Origin of the sequence: Pseudomonas sp. p21, from assembly GCF_001642705.1 — a bacterium.
In the GTDB taxonomy this organism is placed as follows: domain Bacteria; phylum Pseudomonadota; class Gammaproteobacteria; order Pseudomonadales; family Pseudomonadaceae; genus Aquipseudomonas.
In genome coordinates this window covers 159,710-182,844 of sequence record NZ_LWBV01000007.1, presented here as the reverse complement: position 1 = coordinate 182,844, position 23,135 = coordinate 159,710, and the positions used below count along the sequence as shown (strand labels likewise).

General features: G+C 63.0%; 16 protein-coding genes. 6 read left to right on the top strand and 10 right to left on the bottom strand.

Annotation, left to right across the window (positions count from 1 at the left end):
* Positions 1 to 297 precede the first annotated feature (297 nt).
* The 3 genes from A4C63_RS20045 to A4C63_RS20035 all read left to right on the top strand — a co-directional run bounded on the left by A4C63_RS20045 (position 298) and on the right by A4C63_RS20035 (position 3,471).
* Entirely contained in the window at positions 298 to 1,452 is a 1,155-nt protein-coding gene (locus A4C63_RS20045; RefSeq protein ID WP_063914236.1) for a hypothetical protein, read from the top strand.
* 73 nt (positions 1,453 to 1,525) lie between these two features.
* Positions 1,526 to 2,644, top strand: coding sequence for a glycosyltransferase family 61 protein (locus A4C63_RS20040; RefSeq protein WP_063914235.1), 1,119 nt, complete (start codon positions 1,526 to 1,528; stop codon positions 2,642 to 2,644).
* 44 nt (positions 2,645 to 2,688) lie between these two features.
* Entirely contained in the window at positions 2,689 to 3,471 is a 783-nt protein-coding gene (locus tag A4C63_RS20035; RefSeq protein ID WP_063914234.1) for an AraC family transcriptional regulator, read from the top strand.
* Positions 3,472 to 3,596: 125 nt separating this feature from the next.
* Here A4C63_RS20035 and A4C63_RS20030 read toward each other — a convergent pair whose 3' ends face one another.
* Entirely contained in the window at positions 3,597 to 4,178 is a 582-nt protein-coding gene (locus A4C63_RS20030) for a LysE family translocator (protein ID WP_063914233.1), read from the bottom strand.
* Positions 4,179 to 4,669: 491 nt separating this feature from the next.
* On the opposite strand from A4C63_RS20030, the gene A4C63_RS20025 reads away from it, so the two are divergent.
* Positions 4,670 to 6,241, top strand: a complete 1,572-nt coding sequence (locus A4C63_RS20025) for a TerC family protein (RefSeq protein WP_063914232.1) — start codon at positions 4,670 to 4,672, stop codon at positions 6,239 to 6,241.
* Here A4C63_RS20025 and rarD read toward each other — a convergent pair.
* Together rarD and A4C63_RS20015 are read right to left on the bottom strand one after the other, a co-directional pair.
* Positions 6,204 to 7,091 carry an EamA family transporter RarD gene (gene rarD, locus A4C63_RS20020; RefSeq protein WP_063914231.1) on the bottom strand — a complete coding sequence of 296 codons (888 nt, stop codon included), beginning with the start codon at positions 7,089 to 7,091 and terminating at the stop codon, positions 6,204 to 6,206. The two genes, A4C63_RS20025 and rarD, sit on opposite strands and share 38 nt — an antisense overlap.
* Before the next feature lie 32 nt (positions 7,092 to 7,123).
* Positions 7,124 to 8,710 carry an EAL domain-containing protein gene (locus tag A4C63_RS20015; RefSeq protein ID WP_063914230.1) on the bottom strand — a complete coding sequence of 529 codons (1,587 nt, stop codon included), beginning with the start codon at positions 8,708 to 8,710 and terminating at the stop codon, positions 7,124 to 7,126.
* A gap of 299 nt (positions 8,711 to 9,009) precedes the next feature.
* Here A4C63_RS20015 and hppD point away from each other — a divergent pair, with 299 nt between their 5' ends.
* Positions 9,010 to 10,086, top strand: a complete 1,077-nt coding sequence (hppD, locus tag A4C63_RS20010; RefSeq protein WP_025339331.1) for a 4-hydroxyphenylpyruvate dioxygenase — start codon at positions 9,010 to 9,012, stop codon at positions 10,084 to 10,086.
* Between the two features lie 23 nt (positions 10,087 to 10,109).
* Here hppD and A4C63_RS20005 read toward each other — a convergent pair whose 3' ends face one another.
* The gene (locus A4C63_RS20005) at positions 10,110 to 10,916 is read right to left on the bottom strand and encodes a CSS-motif domain-containing protein (RefSeq protein WP_063914229.1); all 807 of its coding nucleotides are present in this window, start codon (positions 10,914 to 10,916) and stop codon (positions 10,110 to 10,112) included.
* 133 nt (positions 10,917 to 11,049) lie between these two features.
* Complete coding sequence (locus A4C63_RS20000) at positions 11,050 to 11,736, bottom strand: type 1 glutamine amidotransferase domain-containing protein (RefSeq protein WP_063914228.1); 687 nt, start codon at positions 11,734 to 11,736, stop codon at positions 11,050 to 11,052.
* Positions 11,737 to 11,913: 177 nt separating this feature from the next.
* On the opposite strand from A4C63_RS20000, the gene A4C63_RS19995 reads away from it, so the two are divergent.
* A complete protein-coding gene (locus tag A4C63_RS19995) occupies positions 11,914 to 13,977 on the top strand; it encodes a PAS domain-containing sensor histidine kinase (RefSeq protein WP_063914227.1) in 2,064 nt (687 codons plus the stop codon).
* Between the two features lie 6 nt (positions 13,978 to 13,983).
* On the opposite strand, the gene A4C63_RS19990 is transcribed toward A4C63_RS19995, so the two are convergent.
* The 5 genes from A4C63_RS19990 to mexE form a co-directional block, all read right to left on the bottom strand.
* On the bottom strand, positions 13,984 to 15,609 hold the full coding sequence (locus tag A4C63_RS19990; protein ID WP_063914226.1) for a response regulator: 1,626 nt from the start codon (positions 15,607 to 15,609) through the stop codon (positions 13,984 to 13,986).
* 80 nt (positions 15,610 to 15,689) lie between these two features.
* Positions 15,690 to 16,745, bottom strand: coding sequence for a HEAT repeat domain-containing protein (locus tag A4C63_RS19985; protein WP_063914225.1), 1,056 nt, complete (start codon positions 16,743 to 16,745; stop codon positions 15,690 to 15,692).
* 281 nt (positions 16,746 to 17,026) lie between these two features.
* Positions 17,027 to 18,442 carry an efflux transporter outer membrane subunit gene (locus A4C63_RS19980; RefSeq protein ID WP_063914224.1) on the bottom strand — a complete coding sequence of 472 codons (1,416 nt, stop codon included), beginning with the start codon at positions 18,440 to 18,442 and terminating at the stop codon, positions 17,027 to 17,029.
* Positions 18,439 to 21,618, bottom strand: a complete 3,180-nt coding sequence (locus tag A4C63_RS19975; RefSeq protein WP_063914223.1) for an efflux RND transporter permease subunit — start codon at positions 21,616 to 21,618, stop codon at positions 18,439 to 18,441. The genes A4C63_RS19980 and A4C63_RS19975 overlap by 4 nt, the downstream gene beginning before the upstream one ends.
* A gap of 12 nt (positions 21,619 to 21,630) precedes the next feature.
* Positions 21,631 to 22,872 carry a multidrug efflux RND transporter periplasmic adaptor subunit MexE gene (gene mexE / locus A4C63_RS19970; protein WP_025339323.1) on the bottom strand — a complete coding sequence of 414 codons (1,242 nt, stop codon included), beginning with the start codon at positions 22,870 to 22,872 and terminating at the stop codon, positions 21,631 to 21,633.
* Positions 22,873 to 23,135: the final 263 nt, after the last annotated feature.

Below are 23,135 nucleotides of genomic sequence, written 5' to 3'. Positions count from 1 at the left end.
TTCTCAATAGCCAAGTGGTAATGGGATAACGCGGATTGGGTATGTTGATAGATAAGTGCTTGGCGGATGCGCTATTCATGCAGGAAATTTGACGCCATTAAACTTTGCAAAACTTCGAGAAGCCCAATGAAATGCAATCAAAGTGCCACTTGCGAAAGTGGTTGTGCGCACCTTAAATAGTCAATTGATATGGGTTTTTGCAGATAACTCCTTAATATCAATGCCATAGTTAATTTTGCTGAGTTGTTGCCCTTTCCCGGTAGACCATGGTGCACATCGAAGGACGTCGAAAAAGAAATGAAAGCGACCTTGACGGCTGTGGCGCGAAAATTCATCTCGCCCTCCATACGCTATGAAATGAGACACCTGGCCAGCAAGGTACTTGAAGTGATGGCGCGCGCCTGTTTCTGGCGCTGGGAAGTTGCCAGGTTTCGGTTGCAGCAGGAAAGTCCCTACGAAATTGTTTATATCGGTAGAAAGCAGCAACGGGAAATGGCCAAGCTGCTGATTGCCGGCAAGGGCCAGGGCAACGTTGCAGCTATTGACAGCGCAAGCGCGACGATAGCGGCCAGCCACGTGGTGGTGGTCAGCGAAATACCGACGTCGGGGGCATTGTCGGTGCCGCATTACCTGAGCGCCGTGGTGCCGCTGGGGCGCTCGCTGGAGGACATCACTGCGCGCTATGACAGCGAGTTGCGCCGCAGCATCCGCAAGAACCGCCCGCTGTACCAGATGCGCCAGGCCCGCTCGGACGACGAAATCGCCATGGCCGACCGCGACCTGCTGCGCCCCTATGCCAGCGCCAGGCAGGGTATCCATACCGCGCAGTTTCCCACTGACGAAGTGTTTCGCATTGCCAGGAGCGTCGGTCGGCTCGACTTGATCACCTTGGGCGATGAAGTGATCGGCTGCCACCTGGGCTGTGAAGTGGTACGCGCGGGCAAGCGTTATTGGAGCACGTTGCGTTTCGGCTATTGCGAGGCGGTGTTTACCGATGCACGGAAGTTGCGCGAAGTGAACTCGATCACCACTTTCATGGCCCTGGAGTGGGCACTGATGCAGGGCTTCGATTATTACGACATCGGTCTTTGCCTGGCGCGCCCGGATGACGGTTTGTTGAAGTGGAAGCGCCGCCGCGGTGGCGATATCGATTCGCTGGGTAATCATGCCTGTCTGTTTGTCCGGTTACCCAGAACCGGCACGGCAAAGTTCCTCTGGGACACACCGATGTTCGCTATCGAAGGCGAGAAGCTCACGCTGCACCTGGGGTTGCCCGAGGGCCCGAGTGACGAGGAAGTTGCCAGCCGTTACCAGGAAATGGTGTTTGGCGGCCTGCACAAGATTTATTTCTATGGTGGCAACGGGGCGGGCGAACCGTTCGTGGAAAGCTTGCGTCGCCGTTACGCCAACCTGAAGTCACCGCCCACCATGGAAAGGGTCATGTGCAACTGAACAGATGCCAGGGAGGCGTTGATCTGGCACATCGCGCCAGGCTTTTGACCTTGTCACCAAGGGAGGACGCTTCATGGGAAGCGACATCTCGCAGTTCAGTCCAGCGCCCGCAGACAGGCAGCACACCTGGACCTTGGCCGCCTACCGTTATATGGCGCGCAAACGGCTGGGCGGGAACAGCACCATCGACCTCAAGAGCATTGCGGCCAAGAGCTGGGACATTGCCCCTGGTGAAGTCACGGTCTCGCCCCCGGCCTTTTACCTGCCAGGCCAACTGGAGCGGGTGACGGGCTGGGAAGGCAAGCGTTTCTATCCCTACGTGCACCCTGCACGCACCATGGAGGGCGGTATCAGCACGCTGCAAGGGCCAACCCGCGGCTACCTGATCAAGGAGGTGTGGCTGGTCGACGGGGCGTTGTACAAGGGCAACGCCAGCCACTGGCTGTCGCTGAAACCGGGCCTCCTGCCGACCATCATCGTGGACAATGAAATCGACCGTGCGGCCATCTATTGCACGCAAAATGGCAATACGTGGTTCGGTACCTGGCTGATGGAGGATTGCCCGACCTATGCGCTGGCCTGTAACGAAGGCATACCGGTAACCACCGCGCCTTCGGCCAGATTCCCGCTGTTTACCCAGGCGCCGGCCTATGAAGACTGGCTGGAGATGAACCCGCTGCGCCTGCGCAGTGCGTTTTTCCGTGAGCTGGTGTTGTTCGATGACCTGGCCAACAACCGCAGCCGGCATGCCCGCTACCGGGCCATGGGCAACAAGTTGCTGTCGCATGTGCTGTATGCCCCACACCCTGGGGTGTTTCTGCTGCGTGGTGGCGATGGTGACCTGCGCCTGTTGCGCAATGAGCTGGCGTTGGCCGAGCACTTGCGCGCCACCCGCGGCTTTCGCATCGTCGACCCGCTGAAGACCGATGTACCAAGTATCGTCGCGGCCTGCGCCGGGGGGCGGGTGGTCATTGGTGTAGAGGGTAGCCAGCTGGTGCATGGGGTGAATGTATTGCAGGCCGGCGGTTGCCTGCTGACCTTGCAGCCGCCAAACCGGTTTGTCAGCTACTACAAGTACCTGACGGACCGTGACCTCCAGCATTTCGGCTTTGTGGTCGGGATACCCGAAGGCGATGGTTTCACGATCGATATTGGCGAAGTGGAGCGGACGTTGGACCTGTTTCCGCGATAAGCGTGTAGTATCCGGGCGCATGGCAGCTGCGAGCGGGGTGAGGGATGATCGAGGTATCACGGTTCTGGCGCGACCCGGCGCTGCCCTTCGTCGAAGCCCGGCGGGTAGGGGACGGGCGGCAGGTGTGCTACGCCGCGCATTCCCATGAGAGCTTTTCCATCGGGGTGATCACGGGTGGGCACAGCACCTACCTCAACGGTGACCAGCGTATCAAGGTGGAGGCCGGTACCACGGTGCTGATGAACCCAGGTGTGGTGCATGCCTGCAACCCCATCGCCGGGGAGCCGTGGTCCTACCTGATGTTGTTTGTCGATATGCCTTGGTTGCAAGCGCTGGGGTTTGCCTTGCCGGCCCAGACCTGGAGTAGCTCGCCGGCGTTGTACCGGTGCCTGTTGCAGGCCTTTGCCGACCTGTTCGACGCCAGCGTGCCAGACCGGGAAGCCCGCCTGGCGGCGCTGTTTGGCGCACTGCCGGATTTGCTTGACGGTAATGTTGGCGTGAACGACGAGGGCAACCCGCGGCTGGACGCGGCGGCAGCGTTCATACGCGCCCACCGTAGCGATCCGCTGAGCCTGGACGACATCTGCGCGGCCTGCGGCCTGTCGCGCTCGTACCTGATTCGTGCGTTCCGCCAACGCTTCGGGCTGACGCCGCATGGCTACCTGCTCGATCAGCGCGTGCAACTGGCCAGGGCGCAACTGCGCCTGGGCCGGGCAATTGCCGAGGTTGCACATGAGGCCGGGTTTGCCGACCAGGCGCACCTGCAGCGGGCCTTCAAACAGCACCTGGCGGCGACGCCGGGGCATTACCGCAACGCATTCGGTTGAATTGCCCTGTTGGCCGTCATGGCCCTATCGCCGGCAAGCCAGCTTCCACAGGTACTGCACAGGTCTTGAGGGCAGCGCGGCCGGGGGGGCTGGCTTGCCAGCGACAGGCCGGTGTGCAGCCAGCCTTAAATGACCAGGTAAACCGCGCTGCCCACCAGCAAGGCCGCCAAGCCCCGATTCAGCAGGCGCATGTGCCGTGGGTTGCCCAGGTACTGACGAACCACGCTTCCGGCCCACGCCCAGCTGGCCACCGAAATGAAGCAGATCGGCCCGTAGATCCAGGTAAACAGCCACAGCAACTGCTGCTCACCGCCGGTGTAGGCACCCACCCCGGCCACCGCTGCCAGCCATGCCTTGGGGTTGAGCCATTGCATCGCCGCGCCGTGCCAGGCCGAAGGGGCCTGGGTGGGATGTGCGCTGCCGAGCTGCCCGTCGTCGCTGGCCAGCTTCCATGCCATGTACAGCAGGAACGCCACGCCGCCCCAGTGCAACAGCAGGCCCAGCAAAGGCCAGCGCAGCAGCAGTTGATGCAGGCCAAGCCCGACCAGCACCAGCAGCAGGCAGAAGCCCAGCGTGGCACCGGCCACATGCGCCAGGCTGGCACGCAGGCCATGGCGGGCACCGCTGCCCAGCGCGACGATGTTGACCGGGCCGGGGGAGATCGAGGCCGCCAGTGCGAAAGCGGCCATGGACAGGGACAGGCTCATGAGGGTGATCCGTGTGGTTGAGGGGGGCCTCCATGCTCGGGTATCGGCAGCCTGTGGTATTGAAGAAAAGTACCCACTCCGGACCAATGCATTTCCCTGTGGGAGATTGCCCAGCCCTTTGGGCAGCGCTGTCGCACAGATAACTGAATTCGCAAGCGATCCTCGTACTCTGTGGGAGCGGCTTTAGCCGCGAAGAATCCAACGCGGTGCATGGCACCGGCTGCGCCGGTGTTCGCGGCTAAAGCCGCTCCCACAGGGTCCCCGCTAATTCAATGAGTTATGTGCAGTTCTATGAGAGCGTGGCTCCGGAGATGTTGTTACAGGTTTTGTAATAGTTTTGTGCTATCAGAGAACGCTGCAGCGCTTGTAGGATCATTTCCCCAATTTGCTATCAAGGTCTATATGAGCACCTTCGCGGAGCCCCCCAGTCCCCGGCCTTTACGGCCTTCCTTCTCCCGTCCACGTGACGCTGCCCTCGTGAGTACTCGCTAATGGAATGGCTAGCCGACCCCACGGCCTGGCTGGGCCTGTTGACGCTTATCGTCCTCGAGCTGGTGCTGGGTATCGACAACCTGGTGTTCATCGCCATCCTCGCCGACAAGCTGCCGCCGCACCAGCGCGACCGCGCGCGGGTCATTGGCCTGAGCCTGGCGTTGATCATGCGCCTTGGCCTGTTGGCCAGTATCTCGTGGATGGTCACCCTGACCGCGCCGTTGTTCGAGGTGTTCGACAAGAGCTTCTCGGGCCGTGACCTGATCATGCTGTTCGGTGGCGTTTTCCTGCTGTTCAAGGCCACCATGGAGCTGCATGAACGCCTGGAAGGCCACGTGACCCAGGCCAGCGGTGCGGTGCGCCACGCTGCGTTCTGGCCGATCGTGGCGCAGATCGTGGTGCTCGATGCGGTGTTCTCGCTGGACGCGGTGATCACCGCGGTGGGCATGGTCGAGCAGTTGTCGGTGATGATGATCGCGGTGATCTTCTCGATCGGCATCATGATCGTTGCCAGCAAGCCGCTGACCCGCTTCGTCAACGCCCACCCCACGGTGATCATGCTGTGCCTGGGCTTCCTGATGATGATCGGCTTCAGCCTGACCGCCGAAGGCCTAGGCTTCCATATCCCCAAAGGTTACCTGTATGCGGCCATCGGCTTCTCGATCCTGATCGAGCTGTTCAACCAGCTGGCCCGTGCCCGCCGCAAGCGCAGCCTGCAGCAGCACCGACCGCTGCGTGAGCGCACCGCGCATGCCGTGCTGCGCCTGCTGGGTGGCCGCCGGGTCGAGGCTGACGAGGTGGGCGAGGAAATCGCCGACCTGGTCGAAGGCGGTGAGGAGCAGGTGCTGTTCGACCGTCGCGAACGGGTGATGATCAGTGGTGTGCTGAACCTGGCCGAGCGCCCCATCCGCACGGTGATGACCGCCCGCGCCGAGGTCGATATGATCGACCTGGCGCAGCCGGCCGACATCATTGTCCAGGCCTTGGCCAACTCGCCGTACTCGCGCCTGCCGCTGATTCGCGATGGCCGCGTGGACGAGCCACTGGGCTTCGTGCACAAGAAGGAGCTGTTCAAGGAACTGCTGTCGGGCAGCCAGCCCGATCTGGAAGGCATGGCCCGGGTACCGCTGAACCTGCTTGAGAGCTTCAGCATCCTCAACGCCCTGGAACAGATGCGTAGCCAGTCGACGCACATCGCCTTCGTAGTCAACGAGTTCGGTGACTTCACCGGCCTGCTGACCATGACCGATATCCTCGAGTCGATTGCCGGCGAGCTGCCCGATGCCAGCGAGGTCGAAGGCCCGGGCATTGTCCAGGAAGGTGAAGGCTTTGTGGTCAGCGGTGCGTTGAACCTTAGCCAGGTACAGGCGCGTACCGGCTTCAGCGCCCGCGCCACCGAGGACTACCAGACCCTCGCGGGCCTGGTAATGAGCCTGCTCGACCGCCTGCCGATGGTCGGTGACCGCCTGGCCTGGAATGGCTGGACGCTAACCGTGGAAGCGGTTGAGGAGCGGCGGGTGCGCCAGGTTCGGCTTATACCGAACGGCGACGTTGACGCAGCAGGTGTTTGAATCCCTCGATCACCAGCACCAGCACTGCGGCCCAGATCGGCAGGTAGGTTAGCCACTGGTCCGGGCCGATGGTTTCACCCAGCAGCAGCGCCACGCCCACCAGCAGCACCGGTTCGACGTAGCTGAGCAGGCCGAACAGGCTGAACGGCAGCAAGCGGCTGGCCAGCACGTAGGCGATCAGGGCCGATGCGCTGATTGCCCCGAGGATCGGGATCAACGCATACAGCCCGGGGTGTGCCTGCAGATCGGCAGGAGAAAGCGGGCCTTGGATCACGAAGTACAACGCCCAGGGCAACAGCAGGCACATGTCGCACCACAGGCCACCCAGGTGCTCGGTGCGGCAGCGCTTGCGCAACACGAAGTAGATCGGGTAACCGATCGTCACCACCAGGGTTTCCCAGGCGAAACTGCCATGCTGGTACAGCTCGTGGCCCACGCCCAGCGCGGCGCAGGTCACGGCGACCTTCTGCAGGCGTGACAGGCGCTCGCCATAAACCAGCCGCCCGGTCAGGACCATGGCCAGCGGCAGCAGGAAATAGCCCATCGACACTTCCAGGCTGCGCCCGTGCAGGGGAGCCCAGAGGAACAACCACAGCTGCACGCCCATCAGCCACGACGTGCCGACCATACCCAGCAACAGCAGCGGTGTGCGTTTTACCCGGGCGAGCAGTTCGCCCACCCGTTTCCAGTCTTTCGAGACAAGCATGAACAGGGTCAGGCAGGGCAGCGTCAACAGGGTACGCCAGCCAAAGATCTCTTCGCCATCGAGTGGTGTGAGCAGAGAGGTATAGAAATACATCACGGCGAACAGACAGGACGCCATGACCGACGAAAGAATGCCTTTTGACACGAATGCCTCGAATAGGGAATTGAGCGGGTGGATCAGCCGCGCATGATCTCAGGGGGCGCGGCTTGCGGCAACCGCGATGCAGCCGGGCGTGCGGCCAGCGCTTCGAGGAACTGGTCGGCCGGCATGGGCCTTGCGAACAGGTAGCCCTGCTGGAAGTCCACCTCGTGCTGGGCCAGGTAGTCGCGTTGGGCTTCGGTTTCCACGCCTTCGGCAACGATGCCCAGGCCTAGCTTGGCCGATAGCTCGATGATGGTCTCGAGGATATGCACCGACAGCGCGTCACCACCGATCATGGCGACGAAGCTCTGGTCGATCTTCAGGTAGTCGACCTTGAACTGGCGCAGGTAGTTGAGGCTTGACTGGCCAGTGCCGAAGTCGTCGAGTGCGATCTTCACGCCCATGGCATCCAGCTTCTCGAACAGTTCCAGGGCCACCGGCGTGGCCTCGATCAGCTTGCGCTCGGTCAGCTCCAGGGTCAGCACCACCCTGCCTGGCGGGAAGTGCTGGAGGAAGGTGCGGCAGTCGTCCAGCAGGCTGAAGTCGCGACAGTGGTCGGCGGTGATGTTGATGCCGATATGGAAGCCGTCCTCCAGCAGCCCGGCATAGGGCGCCAGGTTCTGCGCGGTGTGCATCATCAGCGCACGGGTCATGGCGACGATCTGCCCGCTGTGTTCGGCGTAGGGGATGAACAGGTCGGGCCGTACCAGGCCCTCGCGCGGGTGGTTCCAGCGCATCAGCACTTCGGCGCCGGCCCAGCGGTAATCGCCCTTGCGCACCACCGGCTGGAAGTAGGGCAGGAACTCGTCAGCCTCCAGGGCCCGTTGCAGTTCGGCGCGCGGCGAGGTGGCGCGACGAACCTGCCAGCGGCACACCAGGGCGGCTACCGAGCCCAGTACCAGCAGCAAGCCGAACAGGGCGGGGTAGTGGCTGCGCCACAGCTGGCCCTGCTTGTCGGCGCCATAGCCGCCGTGCACGCTGAACGGGTAACGCGTCGAGCTCAGCAGCACATTTGCGTTGGCTGCGGTGGGTGGCACGCCCTTGTGCACGATGCCATCCTTGCCCAGCCAGGCATCGCCTACGCGAATCTGCAGGTCTTCATCGGGGCCGATCAGGCGCAGCGCCGTCAGCAGGTGGTCACCATCCACCGTGCTGATTGCGCCGCGGTCGCCGTCACTGATCCGGTACACCAGCAGCGGGTGGCTCGGGGTGACCGAGTTGCCGTCCATCAGCCACAGCTTGCCGTCGGTGTAGTCGCCGGGTCTGACTGTTTCGTCGAAGGCGCCGAACAACGAGGAACAATAGAGGTTGTTGTTACGGAACAGGTTGGTCGAGCGCACGAAGGCGTTGCGCGTGACCTGGGCGCGCAGCGTGAGCTGGGCCTGGTCGCACGGGCTGCCGGCAAGCGGCAGCAGGGCATTGGCAGCGCTGGACAGGTTGTCGAGGATGCGCTCGACATGCTCCATCACCTGACGGGTGGTGGCCTGGCTGCTGGCCTGCATTTCGCGTTCGATCTGCCAGTTCATCACGGCCAGGCCGCATGCCACCGGCAGCACGCCGACGACCCAGGGTAGCAGGGTGCGCCAGCCGAGGCCGGCGCGGCGTTTGACGGTAAGGGGCATGCTGATCTGGTCTGTAGGAAGGATTACGAGAGGATAGCCGCTTGTCGGAACTCGCGAGCAACTAAAACGCGACAAACCATTTTACGCAATGTAGAATCGATTTACGAATACAACAATAAGGTCCTTCAATGCCGAAGGATCAAGCCCGCCGAGAATGGGTCCATATGACATACCATGGGTTCAAGCTGATCATAGGTGACTTCCTCGCCCGCAGCGTACGGGGTATCCCGTGCTCACCACCGTTTCCGTTCCACATCCCACGCAATCAATAATTTTTCGCTGCAGATGAGGACACGAACATGGCTGATATTTTCGACAATCCAATGGGCCTGATGGGCTTTGAATTCATCGAACTGGCTTCGCCGACACCTGGCGTACTCGAGCCGGTATTCCAGATGCTGGGCTTCACCAAGGTGGCTACCCACCGTTCCAAGGATGTGCACCTGTATCGCCAGGGTGACATCAACCTGATTCTGAACAACGAACCCAAGAGCATTGCCTCGTACTTCGCCGCCGAACACGGCCCGTCGGTATGCGGCATGGCGTTCCGCGTGCGCAACGCCCATGAGGCCTATGCTCGTGCCCTGGAGCTGGGCGCCCAGCCGGTGGAAATCGAAACCGGCCCGATGGAGCTTCGCCTGCCGGCGATCAAGGGGATCGGCGGTGCGCCGCTGTACCTGATCGACCGTTTCGAAGAGGGCAGCTCGATCTACGATATCGACTTCAAGTTCATCGAAGGAGTCGACCGCAACCCGGTGGGTGCCGGCCTAAAGATCATCGACCACCTCACCCACAACGTTTATCGCGGGCGCATGTCGTACTGGGCCGGCTTCTACGAGAAGCTGTTCAACTTCCGCGAAATCCGCTACTTCGACATCAAGGGTGAGTATACCGGCCTGACTTCGCGCGCCATGACCGCACCGGATGGCATGATCCGCATCCCGCTGAACGAAGAGTCGTCCAAGGGCTCCGGGCAGATCGAAGAGTTCCTGATGCAGTTCAACGGCGAAGGCATCCAGCACGTGGCCTTCCTGACCGATGACCTGCTCAAGACCTGGGACGCCCTCAAGGGCTTCGGCATGCGCTTCATGACTGCACCGCCGCAAACCTACTACGAAATGCTCGAAGAGCGCCTGCCAGGTCACGGCGAGCCGGTAGACCAGCTGAAAGCACGTGGCATCCTGCTCGATGGTGCCTCGCAGCCTGACGACAAGCGCCTGCTGCTGCAGATCTTCTCCGAGACTCTGCTGGGCCCGGTGTTCTTCGAGTTCATCCAGCGCAAGGGTGATGACGGCTTTGGCGAGGGCAACTTCAAGGCCCTGTTCGAATCCATCGAGCGCGACCAGGTGCGCCGTGGTGTGCTGAGCACCGACTGATCCCCTTTGGAGTACCGCCGCCGTCATGCATGGTTGGCGGCGGTACCACGCCGGCCGACCCGCGCCCTGAACAGGGTCAGGTAGACAATCGAGCCCGTCACGATCCCCACCAACATCAGCGAAGGCAGGATTTGCAGCATCGACTGGCGGGCTTCCCGGGCGGTATAGCCTTGGGCGTAGCCACCCTTGACCTCATATCCATATTTGACCGAATGCGCGTTTGCAGTGAACTCGGACTGAGAGGGACGTTGCCTGTCGCGGCTGTCTCCGTGGCTCCAGATGTACCGGTCGCCAAACTCCAGCAGCAGCGTCAAGCCGTCCTGGAAAGCGTCCAGTTCGTTGCGCAGTTGCATGGCATAGGCGGTCACTATGACACCGTTGTCATTGCCACCCAGGTAAAAGTTGACCAGCAATTTGTTGGTCGCTGCCCCTGCCCCGTAAGCCAGTTCGACCTGGCGGCCGGACAGGGCAAGGGCCGACAAGTCAGCCAGTGAATCCGAAGTGGTGCTGCAGTAGGCCTGGTTGCCCTTGACCAGGGACAGCGAACGCACCATGGAGCGGCCGGCCACCTGGTCCTGCAACTTGCCGATGACGTCGTTGCACGGTTTGCCCGCAAAGGGCAGGGCCTGAAGAGCGGTCTCGTGCATGCGGTCCAGCGCCTGATCGACACTGAAAACTGCCTCCTGGACCGAAATGTTCGCGTTTTCCGCGAGTTTCGTTTCCAGCTGGAATACCATTACCAGCAACCCTGAAACCACGGGCACCAGGCCCAAGGCGATGAGCAGCAGCAGTTCCAGCAAGCTGCGCCCGGCGTGCATGATTTTCGACATAGGCCAATTGCTCTCCGGTCCGAAACTGTTCGTGGTGAACAGTTGAACCCTGAGCCTATGTATTCAATGACCGGCCGGCTGTAGGCCGGGTGCAGTGCGCGTTATGGGAAATCCGGAAGCCCGGCGTAGGCCGCTAACGGCCCTTGAGTTTTGCGAGCACTTTCTCGGCCAGCAATTCTGTGGAGGCAGGGTTCTGCCCGGTGATCAGCCGACCATCGGCAACCACATACGGCTGCCACGGGTCATCATGCTTGTTGTAGTTACCGCCGCGGGCGCCCAGCTCGTTTTCCGTCAGGAAGGGGACCACCTTGTCCAGTTCGACCAGCTTTTCCTCGGTATTGGAGAAACCGGTCACCTGACGGTCCTTCAGCAACAGGCTGTTGTCGCTGAGCTTGATGTTCAGCAGGCCGACAACACCATGGCAGACCGCAGCGACAATGCCCTTGCTCTCGTAGACCCGGCGTGCCAGCTCCTGCAGCGGCTGATTGTCGGCAAAGTCATACATTACCCCGTGCCCGCCGGTGTAGTAGATGACGCTGTATTCTTCGGCTTTCACCTGGCCAGGGCTCAAGGTGTTGCCCAGGCGGCTCATGAAGCGTTTGTCGTCATACCACTGCCAGTCCAGGTCGGGGGCCATTTGCAGGCTGTGCGGGTCGACGGGTACGTAGCCGCCTTGCGGGCTGACATAATCGACCGTGTAGCCGGCATTTTCGACTTTTTCGACAAAGTGCACGGCTTCCCCCAGCCACAACCCGGTCGCCCGTTTGAGGGTCGGATACTTGGCTGTATTGGTCAGCACCACCAGCATTTTCTTGCTCATGACCACGCTCCCGTCGGCAACCTGAATGGGCCGTTGCTCCCTGGCCCGAGGGAAAACCTAATGAGCATAGCTGTCAGGTGCGAGTACGCCATTATTGCGTGGCGTGTGTTGTGCTAACGTGAACGGCATCCACGGGGGCGCCCGTGCGCTTTCCTGAACCCTGCTGGAGTCACGATAGTGGTCGCAAACGGTACGCCGCGCGAGCCTGCACCGCAGGTCATCCTGCAACCGCCTGTGTTGACGCCGGACATGATGGCCGAGCGGATTGCACGCTTCGACTGGGGGCGCACATCGCTCGGGCCATTGCCGCGCTGGCCGGCCTCGTTGCGCATTGTCGTCGACATGATGCACTTGTCACCGTTCCCGTGTGCCGTGGTCTGGGGGCCGGACCTTAGCGTGATCCACAACTATGCCTACCGGGCGTTGCGGCCGGTTGCCCTGGATGCATTGGGCCTGGCCTTCGATGCACTGTGGAGCGATGTATGGCCGGCGATGGGGCCTTGGGTGTTCAAGGCGCTTGAAGGGCACTCGAGTTTTGTCGAGGACCCACCACTGCGGATTGCCTGTGGCGAAGGCATGGAACCGTTGTGGTGTGCATTCGGTTATGCGCCGATTCGTGATGAACTGGGCAGCGTGGCGGGGTTTCTGCACACGGTGATCGAGACCACCGCGAGCATTGAGGCGTACCGCCATTGGCGCGAGCAGGCGCGAGGCTTCGAGCGACAGATCGAGCAGCACGTAGCAGAGCGCGAGCAGTTCTGGCAGTTGTCGCGTGATGCGATGATGACGGTTACTCCCGAGTTGAAGGTGCATGCCGCCAACCCCGCCTGGTACCGCATTCTGGGTTGGGCCGAAGAGCAGGTACGGGACGTCCCGGTACTGGAGCTGGTGCATCCGGCGGATCGCGCCGAAGTACAGGTGGCCGTGTCCGGGTTCCTGCAGTACAGCAACACCGAGCAGCTGGAGACCCGCCTGCGTCATCGCGATGGTCATTACCATTGGTTTCGTTGGAGCGCGCGCTTCGATGGCAGCCTGCTGACTGCGGTTGGCCGGGATATCACCGAGGACCGTGAAGAGGCCGCTCGTCAGTCCGAAGCCCTGATGCGCAACAACGAACGCCTGGAGGTGGTTGGCCAGTTGGCCGGGGGCATGGGCCATGAAATGAACAACTTGCTGTCCGGGATCGGTGGCAGCCTCGAATTGCTGCAACGGCGCCTGCAGGAAGGACGACTGGAGCGGGTAGAGGCCTATGTCGAGGTGGCGCGTGACTCGGTGCAGCGTGCCATGGAGCTGACCCATCGCTTGCTGGCGTTTTCCCGCTATCAACCATTGGCCCCCAAACCGTTGGACCTCAACCGTCAACTGAGGTTGATCGAACCACTGCTGCTGAGGACGCTAGGTGCCGAGATGCGCCTGGACTGGCAGCTGGATGTTACGCCGTGGGCAGTGAGCCTGGACGTATCACAGCTTGAAAATGCCTTGATCAACCTGTGTACCAATGCCCGTGAGGCATGCCTGGAGCGTGGTACTGTCACACTCCATAGCGTCAACAGGCGGCTGACGGCGTGTTTTCCAGATGAGAGCGGCCTGCCGCCAGGCGATTACGTGGCCTTGCATGTAGAGGATGATGGGCATGGCATGTCGGCGTTAGACATTGCCAGGGCCTTTGAGCCGTTCTTTACCACCAAACCTGTCGGGCGCGGGTCAGGGCTTGGCCTTTCGATGGTATATGGCTTTGTCGGCCAATCTGGGGGCTACGTGTGGATCGAGTCGACACCAGACCTGGGGACCAAGGTGTGCATGCTGTTCCCGAGGTGCCATGAACCGGTACCCGAGGAACCCAAGCTGTTGCAGCGTTCGCACCGACTGGCCCAGGGCGAGCGGTTGTTGCTGGTCGATGACGAGCTCGGATTGCGTGCGGTCATGCGCGAGTACCTGACCGAGCGTGGTTTCGAAGTCACTGAGGTGGGCGATGCCAACAGTGCGCTGGAGCGCTTCCGCCATGGCGGCCCGTTCGACCTGGTGATCACCGACATCGGCTTGCCGGGTGGTTTCAGTGGTCGCCAGGTGGCCAAGGCCATGCGCATGCAACTGCCGCAGCAGAAGATCCTGTTCATCACAGGTTACGCGGATCAGCCGATTGAAGCGCAGTTGCTCGAACAGCCGGGCACGGCATTGATGAACAAGCCGTTCCCGCTGGCGGACCTTGCCGACCAGGCGTTACGCATGCTTGAGGCGTAATGCGTTTCAGGGCTTGCCCAGAATCTGCGTCACCTGCGCCTGCAGTTGCTTCAGCTCGAAGGGTTTGCAGATCAGGTGCATGCCCGCCTCCAGGAAGCCCTCGCGGGCCATGGCCGTTTCCGCGTAGCCGGTGATGAACAGCACCGGCAAGCGTGGGCGCTGGCTGCGCGCAATTTCGGCCAACTGGCGGCCATTGATGCCGGGCAAGCCGACATCGCTAACCAGCAAATCCACCGGTTGTGTCGAGCGCAGCACCTTCAGGCCCTCGTTGGCGTTGGCGGCACTGTGGCAGGCGAAGCCATCCTCGCGCAGGGCCTGGCACAGCAATTGGCGGACATGCGGGTCGTCCTCGACCACCAGCACGTGATGGCCCCGGCTACCTTCCATGGGTTGCGTGGGTTGCACGGCTTTGCCCGGCGCCTGGGCCTTGCCGGAATGGCGTGGAAGGTACAGGTCCACCCGGGTACCTTGGCCGATCTGGCTGTGCAAGGTGACATGGCCGTGGGACTGCTTGCTGAAGCCGTAAACCATCGACAGGCCCAGGCCGATACCCTGGCCGATCGCCTTGGTGCTGAAGAACGGCTCGAAGGCATGCTCCAGCGTGCTTTGCGCCATGCCTTGGCCGTCATCGATGATGCGCAGGCGCACATAGTCACCGGCGCACAGGGAGCCGCCAGCAAATTGCCCGGTGCCGATATGCTGGTTACTCGCCTCGATGCGCAGATGGCCGCCGCTGGGCATGGCTTCGCAGGCATTGAGCAGCACGTTGTCGAGGGCTTCCTGCAACTGCTGGGCATCGGTTTCGACGGACCACAGGCCCTTGGCGATGTGCACCTGCAGGGTCACGGCCGGGCTCAGGCAGGCCTTCAGGCGCTTTGCCTGAAGCAGGCCGTGCAGATCGACCTGCTGGCTGTGCAGCGATTGCCGGGAAGAGAAGGCCAGCAGGCGGTGGGTCAGGTGGGCGGCACGTGACACTGCCTCTCGGCCCATGCGCAGCATGGTGTCCAGGCCATCGCTGCGGCCCTGGCGCAGGCGCCGGTCGATCAGTTCAAAGCTGCCGCCAATGCTGGTGAGCAGGTTGTTGAAGTCATGGGCGACCCCCCCGGCCAGTTGGCCGATGGCTTCCATCTTGCGTGTCTGGTGGCGGGCGAACTCGCTGCGCTCGTGGCCTTCGCCGGGAGGCGCGGCTTGGGCGTCCAGGCGTTGCTGCAGGTCGAGCAACTGGTCGCGCGCCAGGTACTGCCGGCGCCGGTTGCGCAGGGCTGACTGGGTCATGTGCAGCAGTTGGGCGTTTTCGAACGGTGCGACCAGCAGTACCAGGTTGCCCACCGGGTGGTTGGTCGAGCCCATGGTCGCTTGCTTGCCCTGGCTGAGCAGCACGATGGGCAGGTCCGACCAGCTCGGTTGCTGGTCGATGAATGCCTGCAGCAATGCGCTTGGGCCCTGGTTGAACACTTGCTCGTCAATGATTGCCAGGCCTGCGCCTTCGGACAGGCAGGCCTGCAGGTTGGCCAGGTCGACCGCGCACAGGCTGTCGATGCCGGCGCCAGCGAGCAGGCGAGCAGTATCCGTGGCTAAAGGCGGGGGCGCCAGGATCAACGCACGTTCGTCCAGCGCCAACGAACTGGCCAAAACGACTCTCCTGCAGGGTGGTCCGATATCCACTGGACCCTGGGCGCAGTCCCAGGGTTCAACAAAATTTCGGGCGTTGCCTACAGGCCCTGTTGCAGCACGGGATCGTCCGGGTTCTGCCGCTCCAGCTCGGCCAGTAGCACCTGCACGTTCTGCAACTGGCCGGTTTCCTTCCAGTACTGGATCAGCAACACCCGTGCCCGGCGATTCGCCGGCTGGCGGCTGAGCACGGTTTCCAGTTGCTTTTGCGCGGCGTCGAGTTGTTCCAGCTCATGCAGGGTGACTGCCAGTGTATAGCGGTAGTCAGTGTTGTCCGGGTCCAGTTCGACGGCGCGGGACAAGGCCAGCAAGGCGTACTCGCGCTGTTCGTGGCGGTTCAGCCAGAGCCCCAGTTCGTACTGCAGAAAGGCTGAATCGGGGCTCAGCGCCAAGGCTTTGCCCAGCACCTGGCGCGAAGCGTCGTGATGGCCCTGGCGCTCCAGCAGGCGTACCTGGGTAGCCAATGCGTCGAGGTTGCCAGGGGCGACTGCCAGCGCTCGTTGCAGGGCGTTGGCGGCCTGGGTGTAGTCGTTTTCGTGCAGGTACAGGCGCGCCAGGTGCACTTGGGCATCGGCCTCCTCGGGTTGTTGCTCCAGGGCCTGCTGGTATTGCTCCAAGGCTACCTGCAGCGGGCCGAAATACAGGCCGATGTCATCGGGGGCAAGGCCGAGCAGGGCATCTACCGCGGCAAAGCGTACGCTTTGCTCGTCGTCGTCCAGCAGCGGGCCGAGTACCAGGCTGCGCTGCGCCGCCGGTAGCAGGCGACGGATACCGGCAATGGCCGCTCGGCGCACCAGCGGGTCGGCATGCTCCAGGTCCTGACGGGCGAGTTTCAATGCCTGCGGCGAGGGGTAGTTGGGCAACTCGGCGTACAGCGCCGCGCGGCGGATGGCGGGCAAGTCGGTGCGTTGCAACTGCTGGTACAGCACCCGGGCGGCACCGGGCTGGCCGTCGTGGGCCTGGCGCAGGGCCTTGGCGTAGCTGTGTGCCGGCAAGTTCGGCGGGGCTGGTGGGGCGTCGCGCCACAGGTAGCCGAACAGGGCCGATACCAGGATCAACAGCAGCAGGGCGATCAGGTAGCGGTGGCGTCTGGGCATCGGACGGTCCGTGGCGGCGGGAAGGGCAGAGCTTGGGCTAGCTGGGGGGTAAATGCAACCGAGTGAAGGCTGCCAGGTGTCTGGCTCGGGTTTTGAGGTGGGGCACAGATCGAGCGCCGCCCGCGCGGCGCTCGATCTCGACGACAACGATGATGTCGTGGCGAACACCCCCAACCCCCCCAAAAAAAACCAAAAAAACATAAAAAAGCCCCGCAAACCAAGGCCTGCGGGGCAAACGGTTGGGGGAGGAGCCAACCAAAGGAGTCGTTGAAACGGGGGTATCAGTGCGCGCTGGCGACAGTCTCCGGTTGCCAGCCGCCACCCAGGGCCTTGTAGATCGAGACGATGCCGCGGTACAGCTCGACCTCACCCTGGGCTTGCGCATCTTCAGCGCTCAGCCGCTCACGCTCGGCATCGAGCAGCACCAGGTAGTCCACCGTGCCCTCGCGATAACGAATCGAGGCCAGTTCCGCCGCCTTGCGGCTGGCGTCGCTCTGGCGCATCAGCGACAACAGCCGCTGCTGGGTCTTGTCGTAATCGCTGAAGGCGTTGGCCGATTCTTCCAGGGCCAGCAACACCTGTTGTTCGTAGTTGGCCAGCGCCCCTTCGGCATCGGCCTTGGCACCGCGCAGGCGGGCGCGCACGCTGCCCAGGTCGAAGGCGGCCCAGGTGATGCTCGGGCCCAGCGCCCAGGCATTGGCTGCCGAGGAGCCTATCTGCGAGCCGCGGGCGGCAGTAAAGCCAAGGAAGCCGCTGAGGCTGACACGGGGGAACAGGTCGGCGGTGGCCACGCCAACATTGGCGGTGGCGGCTGCCAGCTGGCGTTCGGCGCTGCGGATGTCCGGGCGGCGGCGCAGCAGTTCTCCCGGGTCACCCACCGGTAGCGCCTTGGCGATCGCCGGCAGAGCCTTGGGCGACAGGTCGACACTGAGCGCCTCGGGGCGCTGGCCGAGCAGGGTGGCGATGCGGTGTCGGGCCCGCGCCTGTTCCGCCTGCAGTTGCGGTACGGTGGCTTCAACCCCGGCCAGGCGCGCATCGGCACGCACCACGTCGAGGTCGTTGCCGACACCGGCATCGCGCAGGGTTTCGGTGATGGCCCGCGATTCCTGCTGGGTCTTGAGGTTGGCCAGGGCGATCTTTTCGCGCAACTGTGCACCGCGCAGTTGGCCATAGGCATCGACCAGCTCGGCGATCAGGCTGACCTGCAACTGCTGCAGGTCGGCCGCTGCCACCGCTTCCTGGGCTTCGCTGGCTTCGATCTGGCGCTGGATGCGGCCAAACAGGTCAAGCTCCCAGGCCATGTCCAGGCCCAGGTCGTAGCGCTCGCTGTTCACCCGTTGCGTGGTCTGGCCGGGGATCTGGCCCTTGCCGATGTCGCTGCTGGCGCGGCTGGTGACCACCGGGAACTGATCGTTCTCGGCGTCTTCACGGATTGAACGAGCCGATTTCAAGCGGGCGAAGGCCACGCGCAGGTCACGGTTGCCGTCCAGCGAAGCCTGCACCAACTGGTTCAGTACCGGGTCGTCGAACTGCTTCCACCACAGGCTTTCGAAGCGGCTACGGTCGTAGGCCTTGGCCTGTACATCGCTGGCCAGCTGCGCGGGCTCGGTGGCCGGCGCCTGGTAGTCCGGGCCTACCGCGCAGGCCGCCAAGGCCAACGCCAGCAGGCTCGGGGTCAAGGGTTTGAGCAGGTTCATGCATGGTTCTCCAGCACTTGAACGTGTTCGGCCTTGCGGGCCTGGCGACGCTCGACGAAACGGCGAATCAGGAAGAAGAACACCGGGGTCAGGAACAGGCCGAATACGGTCACGCCGATCATCCCCGAGAACACCGCCACACCCATGGCATGGCGCATTTCCGAGCCGGCACCGGAGCTGAACACCAGCGGAACCACACCCATGATGAAGGCGATCGAGGTCATCAGGATCGGCCGCAGACGCAGGCGGCAGGCTTCCAGGACCGCAGCCAGCGGGTCGAGGCCCTTGGCTTGTTCGTCCTTGGCGAACTCGACGATCAGGATCGCGTTCTTGCACGCCAGGCCTACCAGTACGATCAGGCCGATCTGGGTGAAGATGTTGTTGTCACCACCCGACACGATCACCCCGGTGATGGCCGACAGCAGGGTCATCGGTACGATCAGGATCACCGCCAGCGGCAGGCTCCAGCTTTCGTACTGGGCAGCAAGCACCAGGAAGGCCAGCAGCACGCACAGCGGGAACACGAACAGCGCGGTGTTACCCGAGAGGATCTGCTGGTAGGTCAGGTCGGTCCACTCGAAGGTCATGCCGTTGGGCAGTTCCTCTCTCAGCAGCTTCTCGATCGCAGCTTCCGCCTGGCCGGAGCTGTAGCCCGGTGCCGCGGCGCCGTTGATCTCGGCGGTGATGAAGCCGTTGTAGTGCATCACCCGGTCCGGCCCGGAGGTGTCGCTGACCTTGAGGAAGGTCGCCAGCGGGATCATCTCGCCAAGGTTGTTGCGCACCTTCAGCTGGCCGATCTGCTCGGCATCGAGGCGGAACTGCTGCTCGGCCTGGACGTTGACCTGGTAGGTGCGGCCAAAGCGGTTGAAGTCGTTGGTATACAGCGAGCCCAGGTAAACCTGCAGGGTGTCGAAGATGTCGGTGATTGCCACACCGTGGGTCTTGGCCTTTTCCCGGTCGATGGCGGCATCGACCTGCGGCACGTTGACCTGATAGCTGGTGAACAGGCCCGCCAGCTCCGGCACGTTGTGGCTCTTGGCGATGATGTTCTGGGTTTCCTTGTACAGCGCTTCGTAGCCCAGGTTGCCGCGGTCTTCGATCTGCAGGCGGAAGCCGCCGATGGTGCCCAGGCCTTGTACCGGCGGGGGCGGGAAGATCGCGATGTAGGCGTCCTGGATGTCGGCGAACTGGGCATTCAGTGCAGCTGCGATGGCCGCTGCCGACTGGCTCGGGTCCTTGCGCTCGTCGAACGGCTTGAGCGGGGTGAACACGATGCCGCTGTTCGGGCTGTTGGTGAAACCGTTGATCGACAGGCCAGGGAAGGCTACCGAGTCGGCCACGCCAGGCTGTTTCAGGGCGATTTCGCTCATGCGCTTGATCACCGCTTCGGTGCGGTCGAGGCTGGCTGCGTCAGGCAGCTGGGCGAACGCCACCAGGTACTGCTTGTCCTGGGCTGGTACGAAACCGGTCGGAGTGGACGAGAAGCCCAGGTAGGTCAGGCCCATCAGGCCGGCATACACGAACAGGGCGATGCCGCTGGAGCGGATGACCCGACGCACACCGCCGACGTAGCGGTTGGAGGCGCGGTCGAAGAAGCGGTTGAACGGGGTGAACAGCCAGCTGCCCAGCAGTTTTTCCAGGAACCGCGAGAAACGGTCTTTCGGCGCGTGGTGGTCCTTCAGCAGTACGGCAGCCAGGGCCGGCGACAGGGTCAGGGAGTTGAACGCCGAGATGACCGTGGAAATGGCGATGGTCAGGGCGAACTGCTTGTAGAACTGCCCGGTCAGGCCGGAAATGAACGCGGCAGGTACGAACACGGCGCACAGCACCAGGGCGGTGGCGATGATCGGCCCGGTCACTTCGCCCATGGCCTTCTGCGTGGCTTCCAGCGGTTTCAGGCCCAGGCCGATGTTGCGTTCGACGTTTTCCACCACGACGATGGCGTCGTCCACCACGATACCGATGGCCAGGACCAGGCCGAACAATGACAGCGCGTTGAGCGAGAAGCCGAACAGGTGCATCACGGCAAAGGTACCGATCAGCGATACCGGCACGGCCATCAGCGGGATGATCGAGGCGCGCCAGGTCTGCAGGAACAGGATGACCACCAGCACGACCAGCACCAGCGCTTCGAACAGGGTGTGTACCACGGCCTCGATGGAGCCACGGACGAACACGGTCGGGTCATAGACGATGCTGTAGTCCATGCCCTCGGGGAAGTCCTTCTTCAGTTCGGCCATTTTTGCCCGTACTTCGTCGGAGATCTCGATGGCGTTGGAGCCTGGGCGCTGGAAGATCGGGATGGCCACCGCCGGCTGGTTGTTCAGCAGCGAACGCAGGGCGTACTGACTGGAGCCGAGCTCGACCCGGGCGATGTCCTTCAGACGGGTGATTTCGCCATCGGCACCAGCGCGGATGATGATGTTCTCGAACTCTTCCTCATTGACCAGGCGACCCTGGGTGTTGATCGACAGCTGGAAGCTGGTCGAGCCCGGGGCGGGCGGGGCGCCCAGCTGGCCGGCGGCCACCTGGCGGTTCTGCTCGCGGATGGCAGCTACCACATCACTGGCGGTGAGGTTGCGCGAAGCGGTCTTGTTCGGGTCCAGCCATACACGCAGCGAGTAGTCGCCCATGCCGAACAGCTGCACATCACCCACGCCGCCCAGGCGCGCCAGCTCGTCCTTGATGTTGAGGATGGCGTAGTTGGACAGATAGAGCATGTCGTAGCGGTTGTCCGGCGAGGTCAGGTGCACGACCATGGTCAGGTCGGGCGAGGCCTTGTCGACGGTGATACCGATGCGGGTCACTTCCTCGGGCAGCTTGGGCTGGGTACGGGTGACGCGGTTCTGCACCTGCACCTGGGCGTTGTCCAGGTCGGTACCCAGGGCGAAGGTGATGGTCAGGGTCAGCTTGCCGTCTGCGGTGGACTGGGAGGACATGTACAGCATGTTCTCCACACCGGTGATGGCCTGCTCCAGCGGCGCGGCGACGGTTTCGCCGATGACCTTGGGGTTGGCGCCGGGGAAGTTGGCGCGCACCACCACGGTGGGCGGCACCACTTCGGGGTATTCGCTGATAGGTAGCTGGAACAGCGAGATCGAACCCGCGATCAGCAGCACCAGGGACAGCACCGCGGCGAAGATCGGCCGGGTAATGAAGAATTTCGAGAAGTTCATCGGTGTGGTCCCTTAACCGCGTGGCGCCTGGGCGCTGGCGACTTTCACGTTGTTGCCCGCCACCTTCGGCGCCGGGTTGCTGGCTTCCAGAGCCTGGCGCTGCTGGGCGAGGGCGGCGAGGGTCTGTTCGCTGGCCATCGGTGTCTCTTCCGGGGTGACCGGTGAGCCAGGGCGCACGCGCTGCAGGCCCTTGACCACGATGCGGTCGTCCTTGCCCAGGCCGCTGCGCACGATGCGCAGGCCTTCCAGCTTCGGCCCCAGCTCCACGGCGCGGTAGGCGGCCTTGTTGTCCTTGTCCATGACCAGCACGAACTTCTTGCCAAGGTCGGTGCCTACGGCTTCGTCGTTGATCAGTACGGCCTGATACTGGGCGCTGCCCACCAGTTTCAGGCGTGCATACAGGCCCGGGGTGAACTGGCCGTCGCTGTTGTCGAACACCGCGCGGCCACGGATGGTGCCGGTGCGCGGGTTGACCTGGTTGTCGACGAAGTTCATCTGGCCCAGGTGCGGGTTGCCGGTTTCGTTGGTCAGGCCCAGGTACACCGGGGTGCTCTGGCCACGCTGGCCTTCGCGGGCCAGCTGGGTGTACTTGAGGTACACGCGCTCGTCGGCGTCGAAGTAGGCGTAGACCTTGTCGGTGGAAACCACGCTGGTCAGCGGGGTGACATCGGCGGTGACGATGTTGCCGGCGGTGAACTGGGCGCGGCTGACACGGCCGCTGATGGGCGCGGTGACACGGGTGAAGCTGAGGTTCAGGCGTGCCAGGTCGAGCTGGGCCTGGATCGCGTCGACCCCGGCGCGGGCTTCGGCGGCGGCGCTGCTACGCGATTCGGCCAGCTCTGCGGAAATGGCGTTGCTGTCACGCAGGCGTTCGCCACGGCGGGCTTCGTTGGCGCTGCGGATGGCGGTGGCCTTGGCCTGCTGTAGTTGGGCTTCGAGGCGGCGGACGTCTGCCTGGAACGGGCGTGGGTCGATCTGGAACAACAGGTCGCCTTTCTTGACCTGGGCGCCTTCAGTGAAGGCCACCAGGTCGATCTGGCCGGAGACCCGTGGGCGCACCTCGACGGTTTCCGGGGCTTCGAGGCGGCCGGTGAACTCGTCCCATTCGTTGATCGGTTGCTCGATCACCTTGGCCACACTGACCTTCGGCGCGGCGGGAGCCTGCACGGCGTCGGGGGTTCGACCGCAAGCGCTGATCACCACCACTGCCAGGGCAGCGAGGGGGAAGCGCAAGGGTTTGAGTGATTGTTCCATGGAGAACTCCGCCAATGTATTAGTAGTGGGCGGAGTGTGAGTGTCTTGCGCGTGAGGCACGAATCGAACGGGCCGAAGGTTATTATCACGATGAATGATATGTGTGGGTCAATCATCGATTTTGGGCATGGCGGGCTTGGCCTTGGGGTTTTGGAGCTGTAGCGGCGGACCTTGTGGGAGCGAGCGATGCGCTGGATGGCACCGGCTACGCCGGTGTTCGCCGGCGCGCCCGCTCCCACAGGGATTGCACAGTCCTGAAGTGC

What these genes read in the sequence shown, in the direction of transcription:
- A4C63_RS19980 (WP_063914224.1), bottom strand. Translation starts at nt 18,442, where the DNA reads ATGAACCTGCTCAAACCCTTGACCCCGAGCCTGCTGGCGTTGGCCTTG.
- A4C63_RS20035 (WP_063914234.1), top strand. Translation starts at nt 2,689, where the DNA reads ATGATCGAGGTATCACGGTTCTGGCGCGACCCGGCGCTGCCCTTCGTC.
- A4C63_RS20030 (WP_063914233.1), bottom strand. Translation starts at nt 4,178, where the DNA reads ATGAGCCTGTCCCTGTCCATGGCCGCTTTCGCACTGGCGGCCTCGATC.
- A4C63_RS20000 (WP_063914228.1), bottom strand. Translation starts at nt 11,736, where the DNA reads ATGAGCAAGAAAATGCTGGTGGTGCTGACCAATACAGCCAAGTATCCG.
- A4C63_RS20040 (WP_063914235.1), top strand. Translation starts at nt 1,526, where the DNA reads ATGGGAAGCGACATCTCGCAGTTCAGTCCAGCGCCCGCAGACAGGCAG.
- hppD (WP_025339331.1), top strand. Translation starts at nt 9,010, where the DNA reads ATGGCTGATATTTTCGACAATCCAATGGGCCTGATGGGCTTTGAATTC.
- A4C63_RS20005 (WP_063914229.1), bottom strand. Translation starts at nt 10,916, where the DNA reads ATGTCGAAAATCATGCACGCCGGGCGCAGCTTGCTGGAACTGCTGCTG.
- A4C63_RS20015 (WP_063914230.1), bottom strand. Translation starts at nt 8,710, where the DNA reads ATGCCCCTTACCGTCAAACGCCGCGCCGGCCTCGGCTGGCGCACCCTG.
- A4C63_RS20025 (WP_063914232.1), top strand. Translation starts at nt 4,670, where the DNA reads ATGGAATGGCTAGCCGACCCCACGGCCTGGCTGGGCCTGTTGACGCTT.
- A4C63_RS19985 (WP_063914225.1), bottom strand. Translation starts at nt 16,745, where the DNA reads ATGCCCAGACGCCACCGCTACCTGATCGCCCTGCTGCTGTTGATCCTG.
- A4C63_RS20045 (WP_063914236.1), top strand. Translation starts at nt 298, where the DNA reads ATGAAAGCGACCTTGACGGCTGTGGCGCGAAAATTCATCTCGCCCTCC.
- mexE (WP_025339323.1), bottom strand. Translation starts at nt 22,872, where the DNA reads ATGGAACAATCACTCAAACCCTTGCGCTTCCCCCTCGCTGCCCTGGCA.
- A4C63_RS19975 (WP_063914223.1), bottom strand. Translation starts at nt 21,618, where the DNA reads ATGAACTTCTCGAAATTCTTCATTACCCGGCCGATCTTCGCCGCGGTG.